This is a genomic window from Halorussus aquaticus, from assembly GCF_024218795.1.
GTDB classification, from domain to species: domain Archaea; phylum Halobacteriota; class Halobacteria; order Halobacteriales; family Haladaptataceae; genus Halorussus; species Halorussus aquaticus.
In genome coordinates this window covers 1,155,987-1,173,784 of the sequence record NZ_CP100400.1, presented here as the reverse complement: position 1 = coordinate 1,173,784, position 17,798 = coordinate 1,155,987, and the positions used below count along the sequence as shown (strand labels likewise).

Here is a 17,798-nt window from a genome sequence, read left to right as displayed (position 1 = left end):
TACTTTCATTACCGTCGCCGTCGCGTCGTTCGTCGGGAATGGGGAACCGACTGTTCGCGGGACTTCTCGTCCTCGCACTGATGAGCGCGGGGTCCGTCGGCGGAGTGACGAGTCCGGGAGCACAGCACGCGCAACCGAGCGACGCGTCCGAGAGAGCGGGAGCGAGCGCGGACGTCGCATCGCAGGCACCGGCGAGCGACGCGGCGGTATCTTCCGGTGCGTTCCGTGCGGACGCGGCGGTAAACCGGCGGCAAGCGACCTGTAACTACCGGCAGTTGTACGACAGGGTGTCGAACGGGACCGTCGCCATCAACGCCTCGAACGAGACGGGCGTCCTCGGTGGCGGGTCGGGGTGGGTGTACCGAATCGAGGGCTCGACGGCGTACGTCGTCACGAACTGGCACGTCGCGTTCAACGCGACCGAGTACGACGTGCAGTTCGCCGGCGGTCGGTGGCGCGAGGCCGAACTCGTCGGGGCGGACCTATCGACGGACCTCGCGGTACTCAGCGTCGAGAACGCGCCCGAATCGGCCACTGCGCTCGAACTCGCGCGACAATCGGTCGAGCGCGGGCAACCCGTCGCGGTGTTCGGGAACCCGCTCGGCCTCGAAGAGTCGATAAGTACCGGCGTCGTCAGCGGCACCGAGCGGGCCGTCACGGTCCAGTACCAGCACAACCTCACCAGCGTCATCCCGAACACGATACAGGTAGACGCCGCCGTGAATCCGGGGAACAGCGGCGGGGCGCTGGTCAACTGCGAGGGGCGGGTCGTCGGCGTGAACTACGCCGGTGCCGGTCCCCTCGACGCGGGCATCAACTTCGCCATCGACGCCAGCGTGGTTCGGGAGGTCGTTCCGGCGCTCGTCGAGACCGGGACCTACCGTCACTCGTTCCTCGGGATTCGACCCGTCTCCGTCGGGCCGACGCTCGCCGAGGTGAACAACCTCAGCGTGGTCCGGGGCGTGATGGTGGCCGACGTCGTGCCGGACAGTCCGGCCGCCGAGGTGCTGCGACCGGCACCGGCCATCGACAAGCGGACCGGTCTGCCGTACGACGGCGACGTCATCCTCGCGGCCGACGGGCGGACCATCGAGGACACGGAGGACCTGCTGACGTTCCTGCTGCTCGAAACGCGACCGGGCGAGACGGTGAACCTGACAGTGCTTCGGGACGGCGCGAATCGGACGGTGCAGGTGACGCTCGGCGAACGGCCGTCGATTCCGGCGCAACCGCGGACGACCACGCCGGGGACGACCACGACGCAGACGACTACGACGACCGAGACCACGACCGAAACGCCCACCACCACCGTCGTCCAACCCGCGTCGGCGGCGGACGCCGCGCGGACGAACGCCACGGGACCGTAGACCGCCGAGTGAGAACGGAAACCGCCGACGGACTCAGAAGTCCAGCACGTCTTCGCCGCGTTCGAGTTTCTCGTCGGCGGTCAGCCCATCTGGGTCGAACGACCCCTGCGAGACCCACCCGTCGAGTTCGTACAGCAGGACGTGTGCGGTCCCGCTGGTCTCGATAATCCACGCGTTGACCATGTTTCGTCGCGGACCGTTTCCGGTCCGGAGAACCGCGACCCAATCGACCGCGTCGCTCTCGCCGAGTTCCTCCACTTCGGACCGCTTCATCGAACGGTCGGGGAGCGACTCCAAGACGCCGGGTTCGGACATGGCCGTCGATTGACGCGGCGTCCCAAAAAGGTCCGCCATTCCGAACGGTTCCGAGCGGAGTCGAGACTGAAAGGAGCCGTTCAGAGCGTCTCGGCGATTCGCTCGCCGGTTTCCAGTCCGGACCGGAGCGCGGCGTGAACTCGACCCTCGCCCACTACCCAGTCGCCAGCGAAGAAGAGGTCGGCGTCGGCCCCGCGGTCGAGGGTCGCGCGGTCGGCCCCCGAATCCGGGAGCGCGTCGCGCCACCGCACCACGTCTGCCCAGTCGAACTGGTAGCGGTCGGGGTCGTCCAGCAGTTCGGCGACCCGGTCGGCGGCCGCCACCGCGATTTCGTCGTCGGCGTCGTCGTAGCGGTTCCGCGACCACTCGGGGGAGGGCTGGACGACGAGCAGACTCTCGCCTCCGGGGACGTGACCGGGCTTGCACTCCTCGCGGGAAACCCAGCCGAGGTCGTGGTCCTTGTCGGCGTTCACGAGAGCGTAGTAGGGCAGGTCCGCGCGGTATGGGTAGTGGAGCGCGACCGAGAGCAGGGTCCGGTAGGGCACGTCCGCCGCGGCGTCCACGAGGTCCCCGCGGAGCGGGTCGTTCCAGTCGGCCCGGTCGAGCAGGTAAGCGGTCGTCGGCGCGGGCGGGGTCAGGACGAGTCCGTCGGCCGCGAGTTCGTCGCCGGAGTCGGTCTCGACGCGCCAACCGTCGCTCTCCGACCCGGTGGCCGCGCTTTCGCGGGCGAGCGCCGCGACCTCGGTCCCCGTCCTGACAGTCGCTCCGCTGGCTTCGCGGAGTCGGTCGCCCAGCGCGGCCAGTCCCTCGCGGTAGGTCCACTTCGGGGCGTCGTCGCCTCGGCCCTCGGATATCTCGCCGTCGGCGTCGAAGGTCCAAACCGGTCCCTCGGTCTCGACGAGTCCGTCGGCGAGTTCCCCGGCCAGCAGGCCGGTGACGCGCTCGTCGTCGTCCTTGCAGTAGTTTGCCCCCACGTCGTAGACGCAGTCGTCGCGGCGGCGGGTCGCCGCCCGGCCGCCGACCGACTCGCGGCGCTCGAAGACGGTAACCTCGGCGTCGGTCTCGCGGAGCGCGTACGCGACCCCGAGTCCGGCCACGCCCGCGCCCACGACGGCGATTCGGGTCATGAATCGTGGGTTCGGCCCGACCGAAGAAAAGTTGCGTGTCTGTCGGCGCCGAACTCGGACGGTTCCGAGTCGGTCCTGCCGTGAGATGCTCGTCCGATTTGCATCAGGGCCACGTGGCGCGTCGTTCGTGGACCGAACGCTATACACACGTCCCGTCTAACAGGGTGACGTAGCCGTCCGTTCCGACATCGACGGAGAACTCTCGGGACGAACACGACGGACCGGAGGTGTACGTCCTCTCGAACGCTATCGAACCGTTCACGAACACCTTGGCGTGTACCCCGCGGTACCGCGGGAACGCGGAGAGTTCGGCGACGTCGCCCGCCGCGACGGTGATTTCCTCGCTAAAAGTCCGGTCACTCTCTACCTCGTCGAGGACGATACGGACTCGATACGGGTCCGTTCCGCTGTTACGGACGGTGAGTTCGATCGGGTCCGGCCGCGGGCGTGAGGAACAGCCAGCGCTGACAGTCGCCGCCAGCAGGGAAATCAGAAATGCGCGTCTAGATCGCATTCCGGGTACGTTATCGGCGGACCATATTTGTAACCTCGCTAACCCGACGAGCGATGAGGACTTCGTATCGACCGCGCGTCAGTCCAGCAGTCCCTCCTCGTCGAACACCTCTCGGAGTCGCTCCATGGTGGAGACCGTCACGTCGCAGGAGGGCCGAACCGCGGGCTTGGGCGAGAACCCGACCGCGAGACCCGCGACCTCCAGCATCGGGAGGTCGTTCGCGCCGTCGCCGACCGCGACGGTGTCGCGGATGTCGATTTCGCGCTCTCCGGCGAGGCGTTCGAGCGCGTCGTCCTTCGTGCCCTCGATGAGCGGGCCTTCGACCTCGCCGGTGAGTGCTCGCGGGCGTTGCCCGCTCGCGTCGCCCGAGGCGCTTCCCGCCTCGCTTTCGCCGTCCGCGACCGGCAGGCGGTTGGCGACGATGGTATCGACCGAGACGCCCTCGCGCTCCAGCGCGACTTCGACGCCGCGCTCGAACCCGCCGGTCAGGATGGCGGTGGTCACGCCCGCCTCGTTCAACTCACGGATGACCGTACCAGCGTCGGGCCGGAGGTACACCTCCTCGAAGGCGTCCTCGGCGTCGGCTTCCGGGAGGCCCTCCAGCAGGGCGGCCCGGTCGCGGAGGCTCTCGGCGTAGCTGATTTCGTCGTTCATCGCTCGCTCGGTGATGTCGGCCATCTCGTCGGCGACTCCCTTCTGTTCGCCGAGCAGGACCGTCATCTCCGAGTCCGACAGCGTCCCGTCGAAGTCGAACGCGACCAGTGACATGGCCGGGGGTTCGTCTGCCGGGGGCTTGAAACGACCGGAAGGCGCAGGTAGCGCGAGACGGAAGACGACGGGCGAATAGCACGGGAAGAAGGACGACGGGCGAAGGGTGAGCCTTTAACCGCCGCTCCGCCTATCGACCCCCATGACACACTTCCCCGAGTTCGAGGTCGTCCCCGCCGTCGATATGCAGGACGGCGAGGTCGTCCAGTTGGTGCAGGGCGAGCGCGGCACCGAGAAGACCTACGGCGACCCCGTCGAGGCGGCCCGGCGGTGGGTCGAGCAGGGCGCGGAGACGCTCCACCTCGTGGACCTCGACGGCGCGTTCGAGGGCGAGCGAGCGAACGCCGACGCGGTCGAGGCGGTCCTCGACGCCGTCGGAGAAGATATCGACGTGCAGTTAGGCGGCGGTATTCGGACCGCCGCGGACGCCACGGACTTGCTCGAACGCGGCGTGGACCGCGTGATTCTAGGCACCGCGGCGGTCGAGAACCCGGAGATAGTCGAGGAGATTTCCGCGGAGTATCCCGGGTCGGTGACGGTCAGCCTCGACGCCAAGGACGGCGAAGTCGTCGTCTCGGGGTGGACCGAGGGGACGGGTCTCGACCCCGCAGAGGCCGCGGCGCGCTACGAGGAACTGGGCGCGGGCGCGATTCTGTTCACCGACGTGGACGTGGAGGGGCAACTCGCTGGCGTCCAGACCGACCGGGTACGCGAGGTGGTCGAAGCGGTCGATATCCCGGTCGTGGCGTCGGGCGGCGTCGCCACGCTCGCGGACGTTCGCGCGCTCCGCGACGCGGGGGCCGCGGCGGTCGTCGTCGGGACCGCGCTCTACGAGGGCGAGTTCACGCTCGAAGAAGCGAAGTCGAGTTAGCGCGAGAGTGCGGCCGCGGCGCTCGTCACGCGCTCCCGAGTCGGTCGCGCTCGCCGCTTCGCCAACATGTACGCGCTGGCGGCGAACAGCGGAACGCCCACGACCGCGCCGTCGCCGAGCGACAGCAGACTCCCTTGCAGTAGGCCGAGCAGCGTCAGTACGTCGATTTTTCGCATCGTTACTGGACAACTGTACCGTGAGCAGCCACATATAACTTTGTCAGACGTTCGTCATCTCCGACGCGCCCGAAGGTAACGACCTTGTGGCTGGGGGCTAACTGTCGGGTATGAGCGACCGAACCGCCGCGGTGACCCGCGAGACCGCCGAGACGGACATCGAGGTGACCCTCGACGTGGACGGCGACGGCGACGCCACGGTCGAGACGGGCGTCGGCTTCTTCGACCACATGCTCGAAAGCTTCGCCAAGCACGGCCTGTTCGACCTGACGGTGCGCTGCGACGGTGACCTCGAAATCGACGACCACCACACCGTCGAGGACGTGGCCATCACGCTCGGCGACGCCCTCGAAGAGGCGCTGGGCGACAAGCGCGGCATCGTGCGATTCGCCGACCGGAAGGTCCCGCTGGACGAGGCCGTCGCGGGCGTCGTCGTGGACGTGAGCGGCCGCCCGCTGTTCGAGTTCGACGGGGAGTTCTCGCAGGCCAGCGTGGGCGACATGACCAGCCACATGGCCAAGCACTTCGCGCGCTCGCTGGCCACGAACGCCGGACTGACGCTCCACGTGAGCGTCGAGGGCGAGAACGCCCACCACGAAATCGAAGCGATGTTCAAGTCGCTGGCGCGAGCGCTGGACGACGCGACGCGCATCGACGATAGGCGGAGCGACGTGGCGAGTACGAAGGGGAAGTTGTAGCGCGCTATCGAGTTTCCGAACCGGCGCGCGCTGGCGCGACCTCGTGTCGCGCCAATTCCGTGCGAGGGATGAGGACCGCAGGTCGGAGCGGAGCGAAGACCGAGGACCGCAATCGGTTGGGGAGGGTGTGGCCCGCGGTGGCGGTGCAGTTGGCGGTATGATAGGCTCAAGCCTGTAGCTAGCCTACGTTCACCGCTCGACTTCTTGTGCGACGGTCAGGCTACTGTGGAGTACGTCCCACAAGCCCAGTTCCGAGAGACAACGACTAAACCCCTCCCTACCCCATACCTACCAGATAGATGTTCGACGAGATAATGCAGAAGTTCGAGGGAAGCCCCTCCCAGCAGGCGGTCATCCGCCTGCTCCTCGAACGCGGGTTCTCGGTCAACGACGACGGGCGGGTCGTCTCCGGGTCCATCGAGATTCCGAACACCCAAATCGCCCGCGAAATCGACGTGGACCGCCGGGTCGTGGACTCGACCACCGACGCCATCCTCGCCGACGAGGAGTTGCGCCGCATCTTCCAGAACATCTCCTCGATTCCGAGTCTGATGGACCTCGCGCCCGTCCTCGACCTGAACGTCCTGACCGTCAACGTGAACGACGCCGACCAACCCGGCATCGTCGCGACGGTCACGACCATGCTGGCCGAGAACGACATCTCGATTCGCCAGACAGTCAGCGAGGACCCGGAGTTCACCGACGAACCCCGCCTCTACATCGTCACCGACGACGACGTGCCCGGCGACGTGCTGAACGAGTTGAAGAACCTCGACTTCGTTCACAAAATCGAACTGAAGTAGTTCCGACAGTACTTCCTCGTCCGCGGTTCTAACTGCAGGGCTTCTCATCGAGGGAAAGATATTCATCAGGAGAATGTCGAGAAAGTGGTGATGGAACCGCTCGCCGTCCCCGTAATCGTCCTCGGACTAGTAGCAGTTCGGCATCCGGAACCGTTCGCAAAGATGCGGAACGTCGGTGCCAAAGACCCGGAGCCGAGTAGCGGTCAGGTGTGGTTTTCCGATACATCTGGAGTGCGATGCTCGTCATCCCCGGCCTTCTGTGGCTCGTTTCGGGGTGAGGCGCACAGTTCACGAGGTCGGACCGATATTCGGACGGGAGAACCAACTTCACGGCGGAGAGGACGGGCGCAAAGACGCTAGCTATCGGCAACTCCAAGGAGCGACAGCAACCGTACCGCGACTCCAAACCGCACCGATATGTGCCTAACGGAGGGTCCTACTGAGCGTTTCGAGCAGTCAGTGTCTCACCCAGCGCGCCCAGCTATTTCCGTTTTCGTCCCTAGACCACTGGCATGACCTTCGATTCGAACAGACGACAGTTCCTCGCGCTGGCGGCCGGGAGCGCGGCGACGGGACTCGCCGGGTGCTCGCAGTCGGCCGACGGACCGGCAGGGAGCGGGCAGGCGACGACCGATTCGGGCGCGGGCGGAACCACGACCGCAGTCGAGTCGCTCCCCGAGTCGGTCGGTTTGGAAACGCTGGCGACCGGGTTCGAGGTGCCCCTCGACGTGGCGTTCGCGCCCGACGCCGACTTGCGGTACGTCGCCGACCAGCGGGGCCGCGTCTTCGTCCACGGGTCGGACGGCCTGCGCGACGACCCGTTCCTCGACCTGCGCGAGACGGTCACGGTCGGGAGCGAGACCGGTCTGCTCGGTATCGCGCTCCACCCGGAGTTCGCCGAGAATCGCCGGGGGTTCGTGCGCTACAGCGCGCCCCCGCGCTCGGGCACGCCCGACGACTACGACCACACGTTCGTCCTCTCGGAGTTCGAGGCGACCGGCGACGGGACGCAGGCCGACCCGGACTCCGAGCGGACGATTCTGGAGATTCCCGAACCGCAGGGCAACCACAACGCCGGGTCCGTCCTCTTCGGACCGGACGGCTACCTCTACGTCGGCGTCGGCGACGGCGGGTCCGGCGGCGACCGAGGGGCGGGTCACGTCGAGGACTGGTACGACGCCGTCCCCGGCGGCAACGGGCAGGACGTGACCCAGAACCTGCTCGGGAGCGTCCTCCGACTCGACGTGGATAGCGAGGCGTCGGAGACGCCTCGAAACGGAGGCGGTGAAACCGCAGACGGCGAGGCGTCGGGGAGCCGAAGTTACGCCATCCCCGAGGACAACCCCTTCGCGGGCGGCGGCGCTGGACTCCCCGAACACTACGCGTGGGGGTTCCGGAACCCGTGGCGGATGGCGTTCGACCGCGGGCGGTTGCTCGTCGCGGACGTGGGCCAGAGCGGCTACGAGGAGGTGAGTCTGGTCGAGAAGGGCGGTAACTACGGCTGGAACGTCAAAGAGGGCACCCACTGCTACTCCGCCGACGACTGCCCGGACCGCACGCCCGACGGCGTCCGCGGCGGCGAACCGCTCGTCGACCCCGTCATCGAGTATCCCCACTCGGGCGACGGCGTCAGCGGCGTCTCGGTCATCGGCGGCCACGTCTACCGCGGGTCGGCGCTCCCGGACCTGACCGGCGCGTACGTCTTCGCCGACCTGTCGGCCGACGGGCGACTGTTCGCCGCGACGCCCACCGAGGGCGGTCTCTGGCCGACCCGCGTCCTGCCGGTGGCCGGGGACGACGCCGAGAAGGTCGGCCGGGTCTACTCGTTCGGCCGCGCCCCCGACGGCGAACTCTACGTCCTCGGAAGCGGGAGCGACGGCGGCGGACTCCACCGGGTCGTCCCCGCCGAGTGAGGGACCGCGCCGAACCGGTGACGTTCGCTGAGTCCGTTCCGGGTGCTCGGCCCACCGCCCCACGCTCGGCGCGCTACCCGGGAGTCGGCCCGCGCTCCTTTACCGCTCGACTGACAACAGTAGCACATGGCGATTCTCCCGGAGGACCGAGAGCGCCTCGCGTGGTGGGCGTTCACCGCCGCGATGCTCGGACTCCTCGCGTTCGTCCTCTGGTCGTTCGTCGGGACGGTCGTGTTCGGCGTCTTCCTCTACTACGGGATGCGACCGCTCGACAGGCGGTTGCGCCGCCGCCTCTCCTCGGACACCGCCGCGGACCTGACCATGGTTCTGGTGACGGTGCCCGTGGTGTTGCTGGTCGGCTACACCGCCGTGGTCGGGATACAGGAGCTGAGTCAACTGACGGAGAGCGACCCCTCGTCGTTCGCGCGGTTCGTCCCGTGGTCGCCCGAGAAGCCGACGGCGTTGGTCGAGGACCTCCAGAAAGTCCTCGGTCCCGGACCCGCCCAGACCAACAGTCAGGAGTTGCTCTCGGCGGTCGTGTCGGGGCTCTCGACGGCGGCGACCGCGCTGGCGCACTTCTTCCTGTCGCTGCTGCTGGCGTTCGTCCTCCTGCGCGAGGACGGCCGACTCGCGGCGTGGTATCGCGACCAGTTCGGGTCCGAGGGGTCGGCGGCCTACACCTACGCGCTGGCGGTGGACCGGGACCTCCACTCGGTCTACGTCGGGAACGTCCTGACCGTCTTCGCGGTCACGGTGCTGGGTCTGGTGGTCTACAACGGCCTGAACGTCGTCGCGCCGCCGGACCTCGCGGTTCCGGCCCCGGCGCTTGTCGCGCTGTTGACCGGGTTGGCGACGCTGGTTCCGCTCGTCGTGGGGAAGATAGTCTACGTGCCGGTCGGACTCCTCCTGACGTATCAGGCGACGAGAGGACCGGGGTCGGGACCGCTCTGGTTCCCGATGCTGTTCTTCGCGGTCTGCTTTCTCGCCCTCGACCTGCTCCCGGTGGCGATACTCCGGCCGATAATCGCGGGGCGGAACGTCCACGGCGGACTCATGGTGTTCGCCTACATCGGCGGCACCATGCTGTTCGGCTGGTACGGACTGTTCCTCGGTCCACTGTTGGTCGTCCTCGGCGTCCAACTCGCGCGAATCGTGGTGCCGGAACTGATTCACGGCGACCCGGTCACCCGGGAGGTCGAGGCGGCCGAGTCGCTCGGGACGACGCCCGAGAACGCGGCGTCCGACGACGTGACGACCGACGGAGGCAAGTCGGACGAGACCGAAGCCGACGGCGAGACGAATGGGTGAAGACACGTTCAGGACGGTCGCTGGCCGGGGCCGGGCGGCGTTCGAGATTCGCGGGTCGGAGTTCGTCGGCCACGCCGCGCCCGCCGCGGACCGCGAGGCGGCCGAGGCGTTCGTCGCCGAGGTTCGAGCGGAGTACGACGACGCGACCCACAACGTCCCGGCCTACCGGGTGCGTGAGTCCGGCGACGGCGGCGAGCGAGCGTCCGGCGGCGGACTGCTCCGGGAGTGGGCCGACGACGACGGCGAACCCTCCGGGTCGGCGGGCAAACCCGCGCTCAACGTCCTCCAGCAGGAGGGCGTCGAGAACGTCGTCGCGGTGGTGACCCGGTACTACGGCGGGACGAACCTCGGCGTCGGCGGTCTCGCGCGCTCGTACTCCCGCGGCGTCAAGGACGCCATCGAGGACGCCGGACTCGTCGAGGAGCGCCCCCACGAGCGGTTCTCGGTCGCGGTCGAGTACGACGACTCGGGGACCGTGCGCGGGATTCTGGAGAGCGCGGACGGTGCCGAGTTCGACGCCGACTACGCCGAGCGCGTCGCCTTCGCGGTCCGAGTGCCGGTCGAGGAGGCCGAACCGCTCCGGGACCGCATCCGGAGCGCGACGAGCGGCCGGGCCGACATCGACGGCGACGCGTGAGCGAGAATTTCCGGCCCGAGATCCATGGCGGTCTCGAACCCGAATCGAGACAGAAACGTTTTGTTTAGACGGTTACTGGTCGCACGCATGAGAACACCCGGCCTATCGCAGGTTCTCCTCGCCGTCGTACTTGGGAGTGCCGTCGCAACTGGGGCAGTCCTCGGCTTCGACGCCGACCGAGATGGCGTTCCGACCCACGAGGAGTTCGGCGAGACTGACCCACTAGCGGCCGACACGGACGGCGACGGCCTCGACGACGACCGGGAAGGAGCGTTCGAGTCGGACCCGACGCGGACCGACACGGACGGCGACGGACTAACCGACGACGAGGAGTACCGAGGCGCGGGAGAACGTGAAACCGGAGCGGTCACGGAGGAGAGCGCCGTGGAATGGGAGCGCTCGGACCCCACCAGCCCGGACACCGACGGTGACGGCATCGGGGACGCGACGGAGGCCGAAGCGAAGATGGACCCGACAGCCGAGGACGGCGACGGCGACGGTCTGTCGGACCCCAGAGAGCGAGACGGCCCGACGGACCCGACGAGGGGCGACACCGACGGCGACAATCTCCGGGACGGCTGGGAAATCCGCGGCACGACCCCGAAGGGGGCGAGTATCGCGGAGGCCGACCCGCGCCACAAGGACGCCTTCGTCCACGTTCTCTATCTCCAGGGCGCCGACGAGGAACTCCCGTCGTCCGTGGTCTCACAGGTGAAACAGTGGTACGCCGGGATGCTGGTGGAGAATCCCGACGGTGAGACGGGGATTCGCGTCCACCTCGCGGACGAGCAGCGAACCGACCGCTCCATCGACGAGTGGGTTCACGACGACGGTTCCACGACACACGGCGTCAGCGGCTTCATGGCGATGCGGGAGTTTTACAACCGCGAGACCATCGGGGAGAACACCGGGAGTCACTTCCTCGTCGTGATTCCGGGGGAGGACGTTCCGGTGCGGGGCGGCGGTAACGCGGGCGGGACGAAGACCGCCATCGTCCGGCCGTGGCAGGGTACCGACCGCTCCAGCGAGCGAAGCTACGCCCGGACCATCGTCCACGAGATGCTCCACAACATGGTCCGGCGGGTCGGCGGACAGGACTGCAACGGCGAGATGCACACCTGCAAGGGGTTCCTCTCCTACACCGACGACACGCACCTCTCGAACGTCGCGGCAGAAAAGTTGAATCGGGAGGGGTTCGCCGACCCCGCGTATCCCCAACAGATGAACGCGACGACCTGCGGAGAGACCATGGTTTACGAAGACCAGTGCGGTCTCGAATCGTCGTCGTAACCGGGTTCGGAACCCGAGCGCTCGGAATCCGACTCCGAGGAGCGGAACCGGCGGCCGACCGATTTATCCGCCCAGCGGAACCCCGCCGAAGACGACGAGTGCGACGGCCCAGTAGGCGACGTAGCACCCGGCGAGGAGGAGACCGTGCCACCGCTTCATTCGACCTCCGCGGAGGAAGTAGGCCGCGAGCGCGGTGACGACGACGACCGCGGGGAGGTGGAACGTCAGCACCGACCGCGAGATGGTGAGGTCGCTCACCAGCATGATGACGCCGACGTTGCCGGTCAGCGAGAAGAGGACGCTCCCGAGGACGTTTCCGACGCCGATTTCGGGGACGCCGCGCCGGACGGGTTCCAGCGTGAGCAACACGTCCTCGAAGGTCAGGATGGCGGTCAACACGGTCGCGCCGAAGACGGTGCCCGCGATGCCCGTCTCCGCCACGACGACGCCCGACCCCGTCTCCAACAGCATCGAGGCGAAGACGATTCCCCCGAGCGCCACGAGGGCCAGCGTCACCCAGAGCCACCCGGCCCCGGTGCGACCCGCGACCACGCGGTCCTCCGGAATCTCCGCCACCGAAGAGGGCACGGAAACCCCGCCGTCGGTCCGCTCCGCTTCCCGACGAGAATCGCGCTCGCTTCGCTCGCGCTCACCGCCATCAGTCCGCTCTGCTTCCTGATGAGTATCGCGCTCGCTTCGCTCGCGCTCACCCCCGTCGGAGCGTATCGACGCGCCGAGGTCGGTAGTGCGGAAGACGGGCGTGTCGCGCCGGTACTCCCGGACGAGGATGTAACCGAACGCCAGAGCGAACGCGCCGACGAGCAGGAGTCCGTGGACGAACGTCAGCGTGCCCGCGAAGACGAACGGCACGACGAACACCGGCGCGAGCGCGAACAGCACGAGGTAGTCGGTCGGCAGGTCGACGGAGAACGGTCGCACGACGGCGGCGACGGCGAGCGTGACGCCGACGATGGCGAGCGCCGTCCCGAGCGCGGTTCCGAGCGCCGCGCCTTCGAGGTTCCCGCCCGAGAGGACGAGCGCCAGCACCGTGTCGTCGAGTTCGACCCCGGTGAACAGGATGGCGAGACCGAACAGCGACACCCGCAGGCCGAACGCCGCGCGCATCAGGTAGCTGATGAGTCGGTTGACGCTGGCGGTCAGTAGGAGACCGCCCGCCGCGAGCACGAGTACCGCGCCGACCAGTCCGTGTCCCGCGACGGCGCTCTCGACGAGTCCCTCGATGCCGCCCTCGCCCTCGTCGCCGTCCGCGGCGTCGCTCGCCTGTCCGTCCTGTGCCAGCGCGGGCGCGACCGGACTCGCGACGACCACGACGAGCAACGCGACTACGGCCACCCCGACGCCGACCCCCCAGTGTGACATGTGCCGTTCTACCACGCGGAGCCTCATGTAGCTTCGAGTCCGCGTAGACGAGTCCGTTGAAAAGTTCTACACGCGTCCGGCGAGCGCGCCGGAGTCGTCCGCCTGCGTCTCGCCGACCGACACACAAAACATATCGCCGGGAAAGCCGAACTACCTCGTCATGACCGACGCTCACAGCGCCGAGGCGGAACCCGACGACGACTCCGAAGCCGAGGCGAGCGCCGTCGAACTCGACTTCGGCGAGACCGGTCGCATCCCCGCGATCGCACAGGACGCCGACACCGGCGAGGTGTTGATGCTCGCGTACGTCACCCCCGAGGCCGTCGAGCAGACCCGCGAGACGGGACTGGCTCACTACTACTCCCGGAGTCGCGAGGAGTTGTGGCAGAAGGGCGCGACCAGCGGGCACGTCCAGCACGTCCGGGAAGTCCGGGCCGACTGCGACGGCGACGCGCTGCTCTATCTCGTCGAACAGGAGGGCGGCGCGTGCCACACCGGCTACGAGTCGTGTTTCCACCGGACGCTCGACGGCGAGGTCGTCGGCGAGAAGGTCTTCGACCCGGACGACGTGTACGAATGACGGACTCACGAGCGCACAACTGACAACGATGAGCGAATCACAGACCGCGACGACCACGACCGACCTGCCCGCCGAGTTCGCCGACGCCGACGCCGCCTACCGCGACGTGGACGCCGAAATCGCCGACTACGGCGAGGAGACCGTCGAAACGGTTGCCGACGCCTACGACCGGGCGACCGACCTCCTCGACCGCTACGAAGGGCAGGCGACCGGCACGGGCAAGGAGAACTTCCGGAACTTCATCCAGTTTCAGGAGCAGTTCGCGTCGCTGGTCGAGGGCCTGCCCGACGACCTCCCCGAGCGCGGCGCCTTCGAGGCGGCCAACGACCGGTTCGACAAGCGCCGACTCAGCGACGAGGATTTCGAGCGCGCCCGCGCTGACCTCGAACCCGCGGGCGAGGTCGCCGGACTCCTCGCCGAGCGCGCAGCGGCCCTCGAACGCTACCACGAGGTCCGACGCGACGTGGGCCACGCCATCGCGGACCTCCGAGAGGAAATCGCCGAGCGCGAACGACTGGTGGAACTCGGCGACGCCGACCTCGACGCGCCGGTCGAGGAGATTCGGGACCCCATCGAGCGCTACGACGAGTCCGTGGACGAGGCGTTCGAGGCGTTCAAGTCGGCGGCCAGCGCCCGTGAGGTGCTGGAGTTCGTGGCTACGACCGACGACTACCCGCTGGTCGAGTTCCGGGACCCGCCCGAGAGCCTGCGGGAGTACGTCGAGAACCACGAGACCGGGACCGAACCTATCTCGGACCTGTTGAAGTACGCCCGGTACTCGAACTCGAAGCTCGACCACTACGTCGAGAGTCCCGCCGCGCTGAAGCGCGCGGTGGCGACCAACGAGACCTACCTCGAACGACTCGACGCCGAACCCCTGCAACTGGAGTGGCCGCCCCGGCCCGCCGCGGAACTGCGCTGGCGCGTCGAGGAACTAGTGTCGGTCGTCTCGCGGTTCGCGCCCGACGACGTCGTCGCGGACCTGCGCGAGGTCCTGTCGGTGGTCCACGACACCGAGCGGTTCGAGCGCCTGCGGACCGCCGCGGAGGCGAAGACCGAACTCTCGGACGCGGAGCGCGAGAAGGTGGCAAGCGGTGCGGTGGAGGACGAACTGGCCGACCTCCGCGAGCGGAAAGAGCGGTTAGAAGAGGCGCTGGCGGAGTATCCCGAGCGGTAGCCTCAGACCTCTGCTTTCGCCGCCCGCAACTGGCCTTCGAGTTCCTCGGCCAGTTCCTCGGCGCGGGCCTCGTCGCGGGCCTCGGCGTAGATGCGGACCATCGGTTCGGTGCCGCTGGGGCGAGCCAGCACCCACGCGTCGCCGTAATCGACGCGGTAGCCGTCGAGCGTCGTGGTTTCGGCCTCCGAGTTCCGGGCCTCGCGCTCGGCCGCGTCCAGCAGGGCCTCGCGCTCGGCGTCGTCGTCGTATTCGATGTTTATGCGGACGTTGTAGTAGCCGCCGTACGGCGCGACGACTTCGCTGGCCGGGCGGTCGGCGAGGAGTTCCAAGAACTGCGCGGCGGTGTACGCGCCGTCGCGCGCGAGTCGGTAGTCCGGGAAGAAGATGCCGCCGTTGCCCTCGCCCGCGACCGGGACCGACTTGCCCTGATTCTGGAGTTCGCGGATGCGGGTGATGATGTTAGTCGAACCGATGGGCGTGAGTTCGAGGTAGGCGTCCCGCTCGTCGGCCACGTCCACGAGGCGCTGGGAGACGTTGACCGCCGAGACGACCGAGTCGCCAGCGTCGAGTTTCGCGGCGGCGAGCGCCGCGAGCGTGGCGTCGCCCTCGACGTACTCGCCGTTCTCGTCGTAGAAGATGGCGCGGTCGGCGTCGCCGTCGTGGGCGATTCCCACGTCGGCGTCGGTCGCCTGTACGAGTCGGCCGAGGTCGCCGAGGTTCTCGGGGACGGGTTCGGGGTCCCGGCCGGGGAAGTGGCCGTCGGGTTGGCTGTTGGCGGTGACGACTCGACAGCCGAGTTTGCGGAAGAACTCCGGGGTGGTGAGCGAGCCAGCGCCGTGACCGGGGTCCAGCGCGACCGTGAGGTCGGCGTCGGCTATCTTCTCGCGGTCCACCGCGTCGAGCAGGCCGTCGACGTACGCTCGGCGAGCGCCCTCGACCTCACGGCTCTCGCCGGTCTCGCTCCAGCGGGCGGTGTCGAACTTCTCGGCGAGGAACTTCTGTTCGATGCGCTCTAGCTCCTCGACCGTGAGTTCCACCCCGTCGGCCCCGATTAGCTTGACGCCGTTGTACTGCGGCGGGTTGTGCGAGGCGGTTATCATCACGACCGGGGTCTCCTCGCGCTCGGCGTACGCCTGCGCGCCCGGCGTCGGGATGATTCCGAGTCTGTCCACGTCGGCACCGACGCTGGCGAGACCACTGGCGGCGGCGTCCGAGAGCATCTTCCCGGTGGCACGAGTGTCGCGTGCGACCGCTACTCGGTCGGCCCGCCACACCGTCCCCGCGGCCTTGGCGACTTTGAGTACGAACTCGGGGGTCAGCGCCTCGTTGGCGACCCCGCGAGTTCCGCTCGACCCGAAAACTTTCATGTCCGAGGGTGAGGACCCGCGGGCAAAAGTTATTCCGGAGCGCGCCGCGGTGAGGGAGTCGTTCACTACGTTAGACTGTTGACGGGTCGGCCGTGCGAGCGGACAGTCGAGCGAGGAAGTGAGCCGTCGATGACACCGACCGGCTGACGCGTCACTGACGGCGACTGTCCGACGCGTTGACGCCACGGCCACCCGGCGCGTGCGGCGCGGCCTCCGTGCCGCGTCCGACCGCGCGAGGGGGTGGCCGCGTTCGTGCGGCCGCCGAGGATGGGGAGGTCTGAGAGGTCTGCTGTAGCGGTGCTGTGCGGTCGCAGTGCGGGAGGCTCCTCGGTTCAAGCCCCGAAGCTAGCTCCGTACCGTCCACTGTGCTCCGTACCGTCCACTGCGCTCCCTACCACCCACTGTGCCCCCTACCGCCCGCTGTTGTTCTACTCCGGGTCTTCCCGCCAACTCCTCCGGCCACTTGTCGCCGTCCCACTCCGCCGGTTCGCCACTCCACGCCGACTTCCCCTCGAGGCAGGACCCAAAACCGACGCCGAGACGAGACCCGGAACCCGAACGTTTTCACGCCTCTCCGACCCTGTTTCGAGCATGGGCATCAGCATCGACGAGAAGCGGGTGTACGACGCCAGCGAGGGACCGACGCCGGTGTACGTCGTCGGCGAGTTCGGCGTGGCCCGCGTGGACACCTCTGACGACCTCGTGGGCGAGTTCGGACTGGCCCACCAGTGTTCGGCGCGCGACGCCGCGGGGGCGGGCGGTCGCCTCGCGGTCGCGACCGACGAGGACGTGCTGGTCGGCGTGTTCGGAGACGAAAGCGGAACTACGGGCGACGACGGAAGCGAGAGCCAGCGCGGGGGCGGCGCGGAGTTCCGCGGTCTCGGCGTCGGCCCGGCCGCGGCCGTCGGACTCGTCGAGGACGGCGGACTGCTCGTCGCCCGCGACGACGGGAGCGTCCTCCGCGGCGGCGAAGGCGACTGGACCGAACTCGGCGAACTGGCCGACGTGCGGGCCATCGACCGCGAGTTCGTCGCCGCGGCGTCGGGCGTCTACCGGGCGACCGGCGACGAACTGCGTCACGTCGGTCTCGAAGACGCCCGGGACGTGGCCGCGGGTGCGGTCCCGCTGGCGGCGACCGGCGAGGGTCTCTACCGACTCGGGAACGGGTGGCTGGACGAACTCGACGGCGAGTTCCGGGCGGTCAGCGCCGCGGACACCGAAATCGAGGACGCCGGAACTGGACCGCTCGACTGGGCACACGCCGCGGGCGAGGACGGTCTGTTCGCCCGCGAGGACGGCGAGTGGAGCGAGGCGGCGCTGCCGGTCGAGGAGCGCGTGGTCGCGGTGGACCACGGCGAGGGGGCCTACGCGGTCACCGCGACCGGGACGTTCCTGCTGTCGGTCGGCGACGGGTGGCGACACCAGATACTCGGCCTCCGCGGCGTGCGGGCCGTCGCCGCGCCGTAGAGAGAGCGACGGTCGGTTTCTGCGGACGCTCCGTCCGTGT

The 17,798-nt window shown here is 68.5% G+C and carries 18 protein-coding genes; 11 read left to right on the top strand and 7 right to left on the bottom strand.

The genetic code is table 11. The features are described 5' to 3' along the window. The first annotated feature begins 38 nt into the window (after window positions 1-38). A complete protein-coding gene (locus tag NGM06_RS06100) occupies window positions 39-1,367 on the top strand; it encodes a S1C family serine protease (protein ID WP_254269422.1) in 1,329 nt (442 codons plus the stop codon). Between the two features lie 33 nt (window positions 1,368-1,400). Here the strand turns inward: NGM06_RS06100 and NGM06_RS06095 are convergent, their stop codons facing one another. The 4 genes from NGM06_RS06095 to NGM06_RS06080 all read right to left on the bottom strand — a co-directional run bounded on the left by NGM06_RS06095 (window position 1,401) and on the right by NGM06_RS06080 (window position 4,091). Then, complete coding sequence (locus NGM06_RS06095; protein ID WP_254269421.1) at window positions 1,401-1,682, bottom strand: DUF7964 domain-containing protein; 282 nt, start codon at window positions 1,680-1,682, stop codon at window positions 1,401-1,403. 80 nt (window positions 1,683-1,762) lie between these two features. Then, a complete protein-coding gene (locus tag NGM06_RS06090; RefSeq protein WP_254269420.1) occupies window positions 1,763-2,809 on the bottom strand; it encodes an NAD(P)/FAD-dependent oxidoreductase in 1,047 nt (348 codons plus the stop codon). 139 nt (window positions 2,810-2,948) lie between these two features. Then, a complete protein-coding gene (locus tag NGM06_RS06085; RefSeq protein WP_254269419.1) occupies window positions 2,949-3,323 on the bottom strand; it encodes a hypothetical protein in 375 nt (124 codons plus the stop codon). 78 nt (window positions 3,324-3,401) lie between these two features. Further along, the gene (locus tag NGM06_RS06080) at window positions 3,402-4,091 is read right to left on the bottom strand and encodes an HAD family hydrolase (protein ID WP_254269418.1); all 690 of its coding nucleotides are present in this window, start codon (window positions 4,089-4,091) and stop codon (window positions 3,402-3,404) included. A 142-nt stretch (window positions 4,092-4,233) separates the two neighbouring features. Between NGM06_RS06080 and hisA the strand changes: the two genes are divergently transcribed. Next, complete coding sequence (hisA, locus tag NGM06_RS06075) at window positions 4,234-4,962, top strand: 1-(5-phosphoribosyl)-5-[(5-phosphoribosylamino)methylideneamino]imidazole-4-carboxamide isomerase (protein WP_254269417.1); 729 nt, start codon at window positions 4,234-4,236, stop codon at window positions 4,960-4,962. On the opposite strand, the gene NGM06_RS06070 is transcribed toward hisA, so the two are convergent. After that, complete coding sequence (locus NGM06_RS06070) at window positions 4,959-5,138, bottom strand: hypothetical protein (RefSeq protein WP_254269416.1); 180 nt, start codon at window positions 5,136-5,138, stop codon at window positions 4,959-4,961. The two genes, hisA and NGM06_RS06070, sit on opposite strands and share 4 nt — an antisense overlap. Before the next feature lie 110 nt (window positions 5,139-5,248). On the opposite strand from NGM06_RS06070, the gene hisB reads away from it, so the two are divergent. The 6 genes from hisB to NGM06_RS06040 all read left to right on the top strand — a co-directional run bounded on the left by hisB (window position 5,249) and on the right by NGM06_RS06040 (window position 11,787). Next, entirely contained in the window at window positions 5,249-5,836 is a 588-nt protein-coding gene (gene hisB / locus NGM06_RS06065) for an imidazoleglycerol-phosphate dehydratase HisB (protein ID WP_254269415.1), read from the top strand. Window positions 5,837-6,135: 299 nt separating this feature from the next. Then, entirely contained in the window at window positions 6,136-6,639 is a 504-nt protein-coding gene (gene trpY, locus NGM06_RS06060) for a TrpY family transcription regulator (protein WP_254269414.1), read from the top strand. Between the two features lie 512 nt (window positions 6,640-7,151). Then, window positions 7,152-8,552 carry a PQQ-dependent sugar dehydrogenase gene (locus NGM06_RS06055; RefSeq protein ID WP_254269413.1) on the top strand — a complete coding sequence of 467 codons (1,401 nt, stop codon included), beginning with the start codon at window positions 7,152-7,154 and terminating at the stop codon, window positions 8,550-8,552. Window positions 8,553-8,678: 126 nt separating this feature from the next. Continuing rightward, the gene (locus NGM06_RS06050) at window positions 8,679-9,860 is read left to right on the top strand and encodes an AI-2E family transporter (RefSeq protein ID WP_254269412.1); all 1,182 of its coding nucleotides are present in this window, start codon (window positions 8,679-8,681) and stop codon (window positions 9,858-9,860) included. Beyond that, a complete protein-coding gene (locus tag NGM06_RS06045) occupies window positions 9,853-10,497 on the top strand; it encodes an IMPACT family protein (RefSeq protein ID WP_254269411.1) in 645 nt (214 codons plus the stop codon). Before NGM06_RS06050 ends, NGM06_RS06045 begins: the two co-directional genes overlap by 8 nt. 87 nt (window positions 10,498-10,584) lie before the next feature. Beyond that, window positions 10,585-11,787, top strand: coding sequence for a hypothetical protein (locus NGM06_RS06040; RefSeq protein ID WP_254269410.1), 1,203 nt, complete (start codon window positions 10,585-10,587; stop codon window positions 11,785-11,787). Window positions 11,788-11,850: 63 nt separating this feature from the next. Here the strand turns inward: NGM06_RS06040 and NGM06_RS06035 are convergent, their stop codons facing one another. Next, window positions 11,851-13,167: a sodium:calcium antiporter gene (locus NGM06_RS06035; RefSeq protein WP_254269409.1), complete on the bottom strand. Its 1,317-nt coding sequence runs from the start codon at window positions 13,165-13,167 to the stop codon at window positions 11,851-11,853. A 160-nt stretch (window positions 13,168-13,327) separates the two neighbouring features. Here NGM06_RS06035 and hisI point away from each other — a divergent pair, with 160 nt between their 5' ends. Next, on the top strand, window positions 13,328-13,747 hold the full coding sequence (gene hisI, locus NGM06_RS06030) for a phosphoribosyl-AMP cyclohydrolase (RefSeq protein WP_254269408.1): 420 nt from the start codon (window positions 13,328-13,330) through the stop codon (window positions 13,745-13,747). Between the two features lie 28 nt (window positions 13,748-13,775). Then, window positions 13,776-14,924, top strand: coding sequence for a DUF7118 family protein (locus tag NGM06_RS06025; RefSeq protein ID WP_254269407.1), 1,149 nt, complete (start codon window positions 13,776-13,778; stop codon window positions 14,922-14,924). 2 nt (window positions 14,925-14,926) lie between these two features. Here the strand turns inward: NGM06_RS06025 and glmM are convergent, their stop codons facing one another. After that, complete coding sequence (gene glmM / locus NGM06_RS06020; protein ID WP_254269406.1) at window positions 14,927-16,291, bottom strand: phosphoglucosamine mutase; 1,365 nt, start codon at window positions 16,289-16,291, stop codon at window positions 14,927-14,929. A gap of 591 nt (window positions 16,292-16,882) precedes the next feature. On the opposite strand from glmM, the gene NGM06_RS06015 reads away from it, so the two are divergent. Further along, window positions 16,883-17,758 (top strand): HVO_0234 family beta-propeller protein, encoded by an 876-nt coding sequence (locus tag NGM06_RS06015; RefSeq protein WP_254269405.1) that lies wholly within the window; start codon window positions 16,883-16,885, stop codon window positions 17,756-17,758. The last annotated feature ends 40 nt before the right edge of the window (window positions 17,759-17,798 follow it).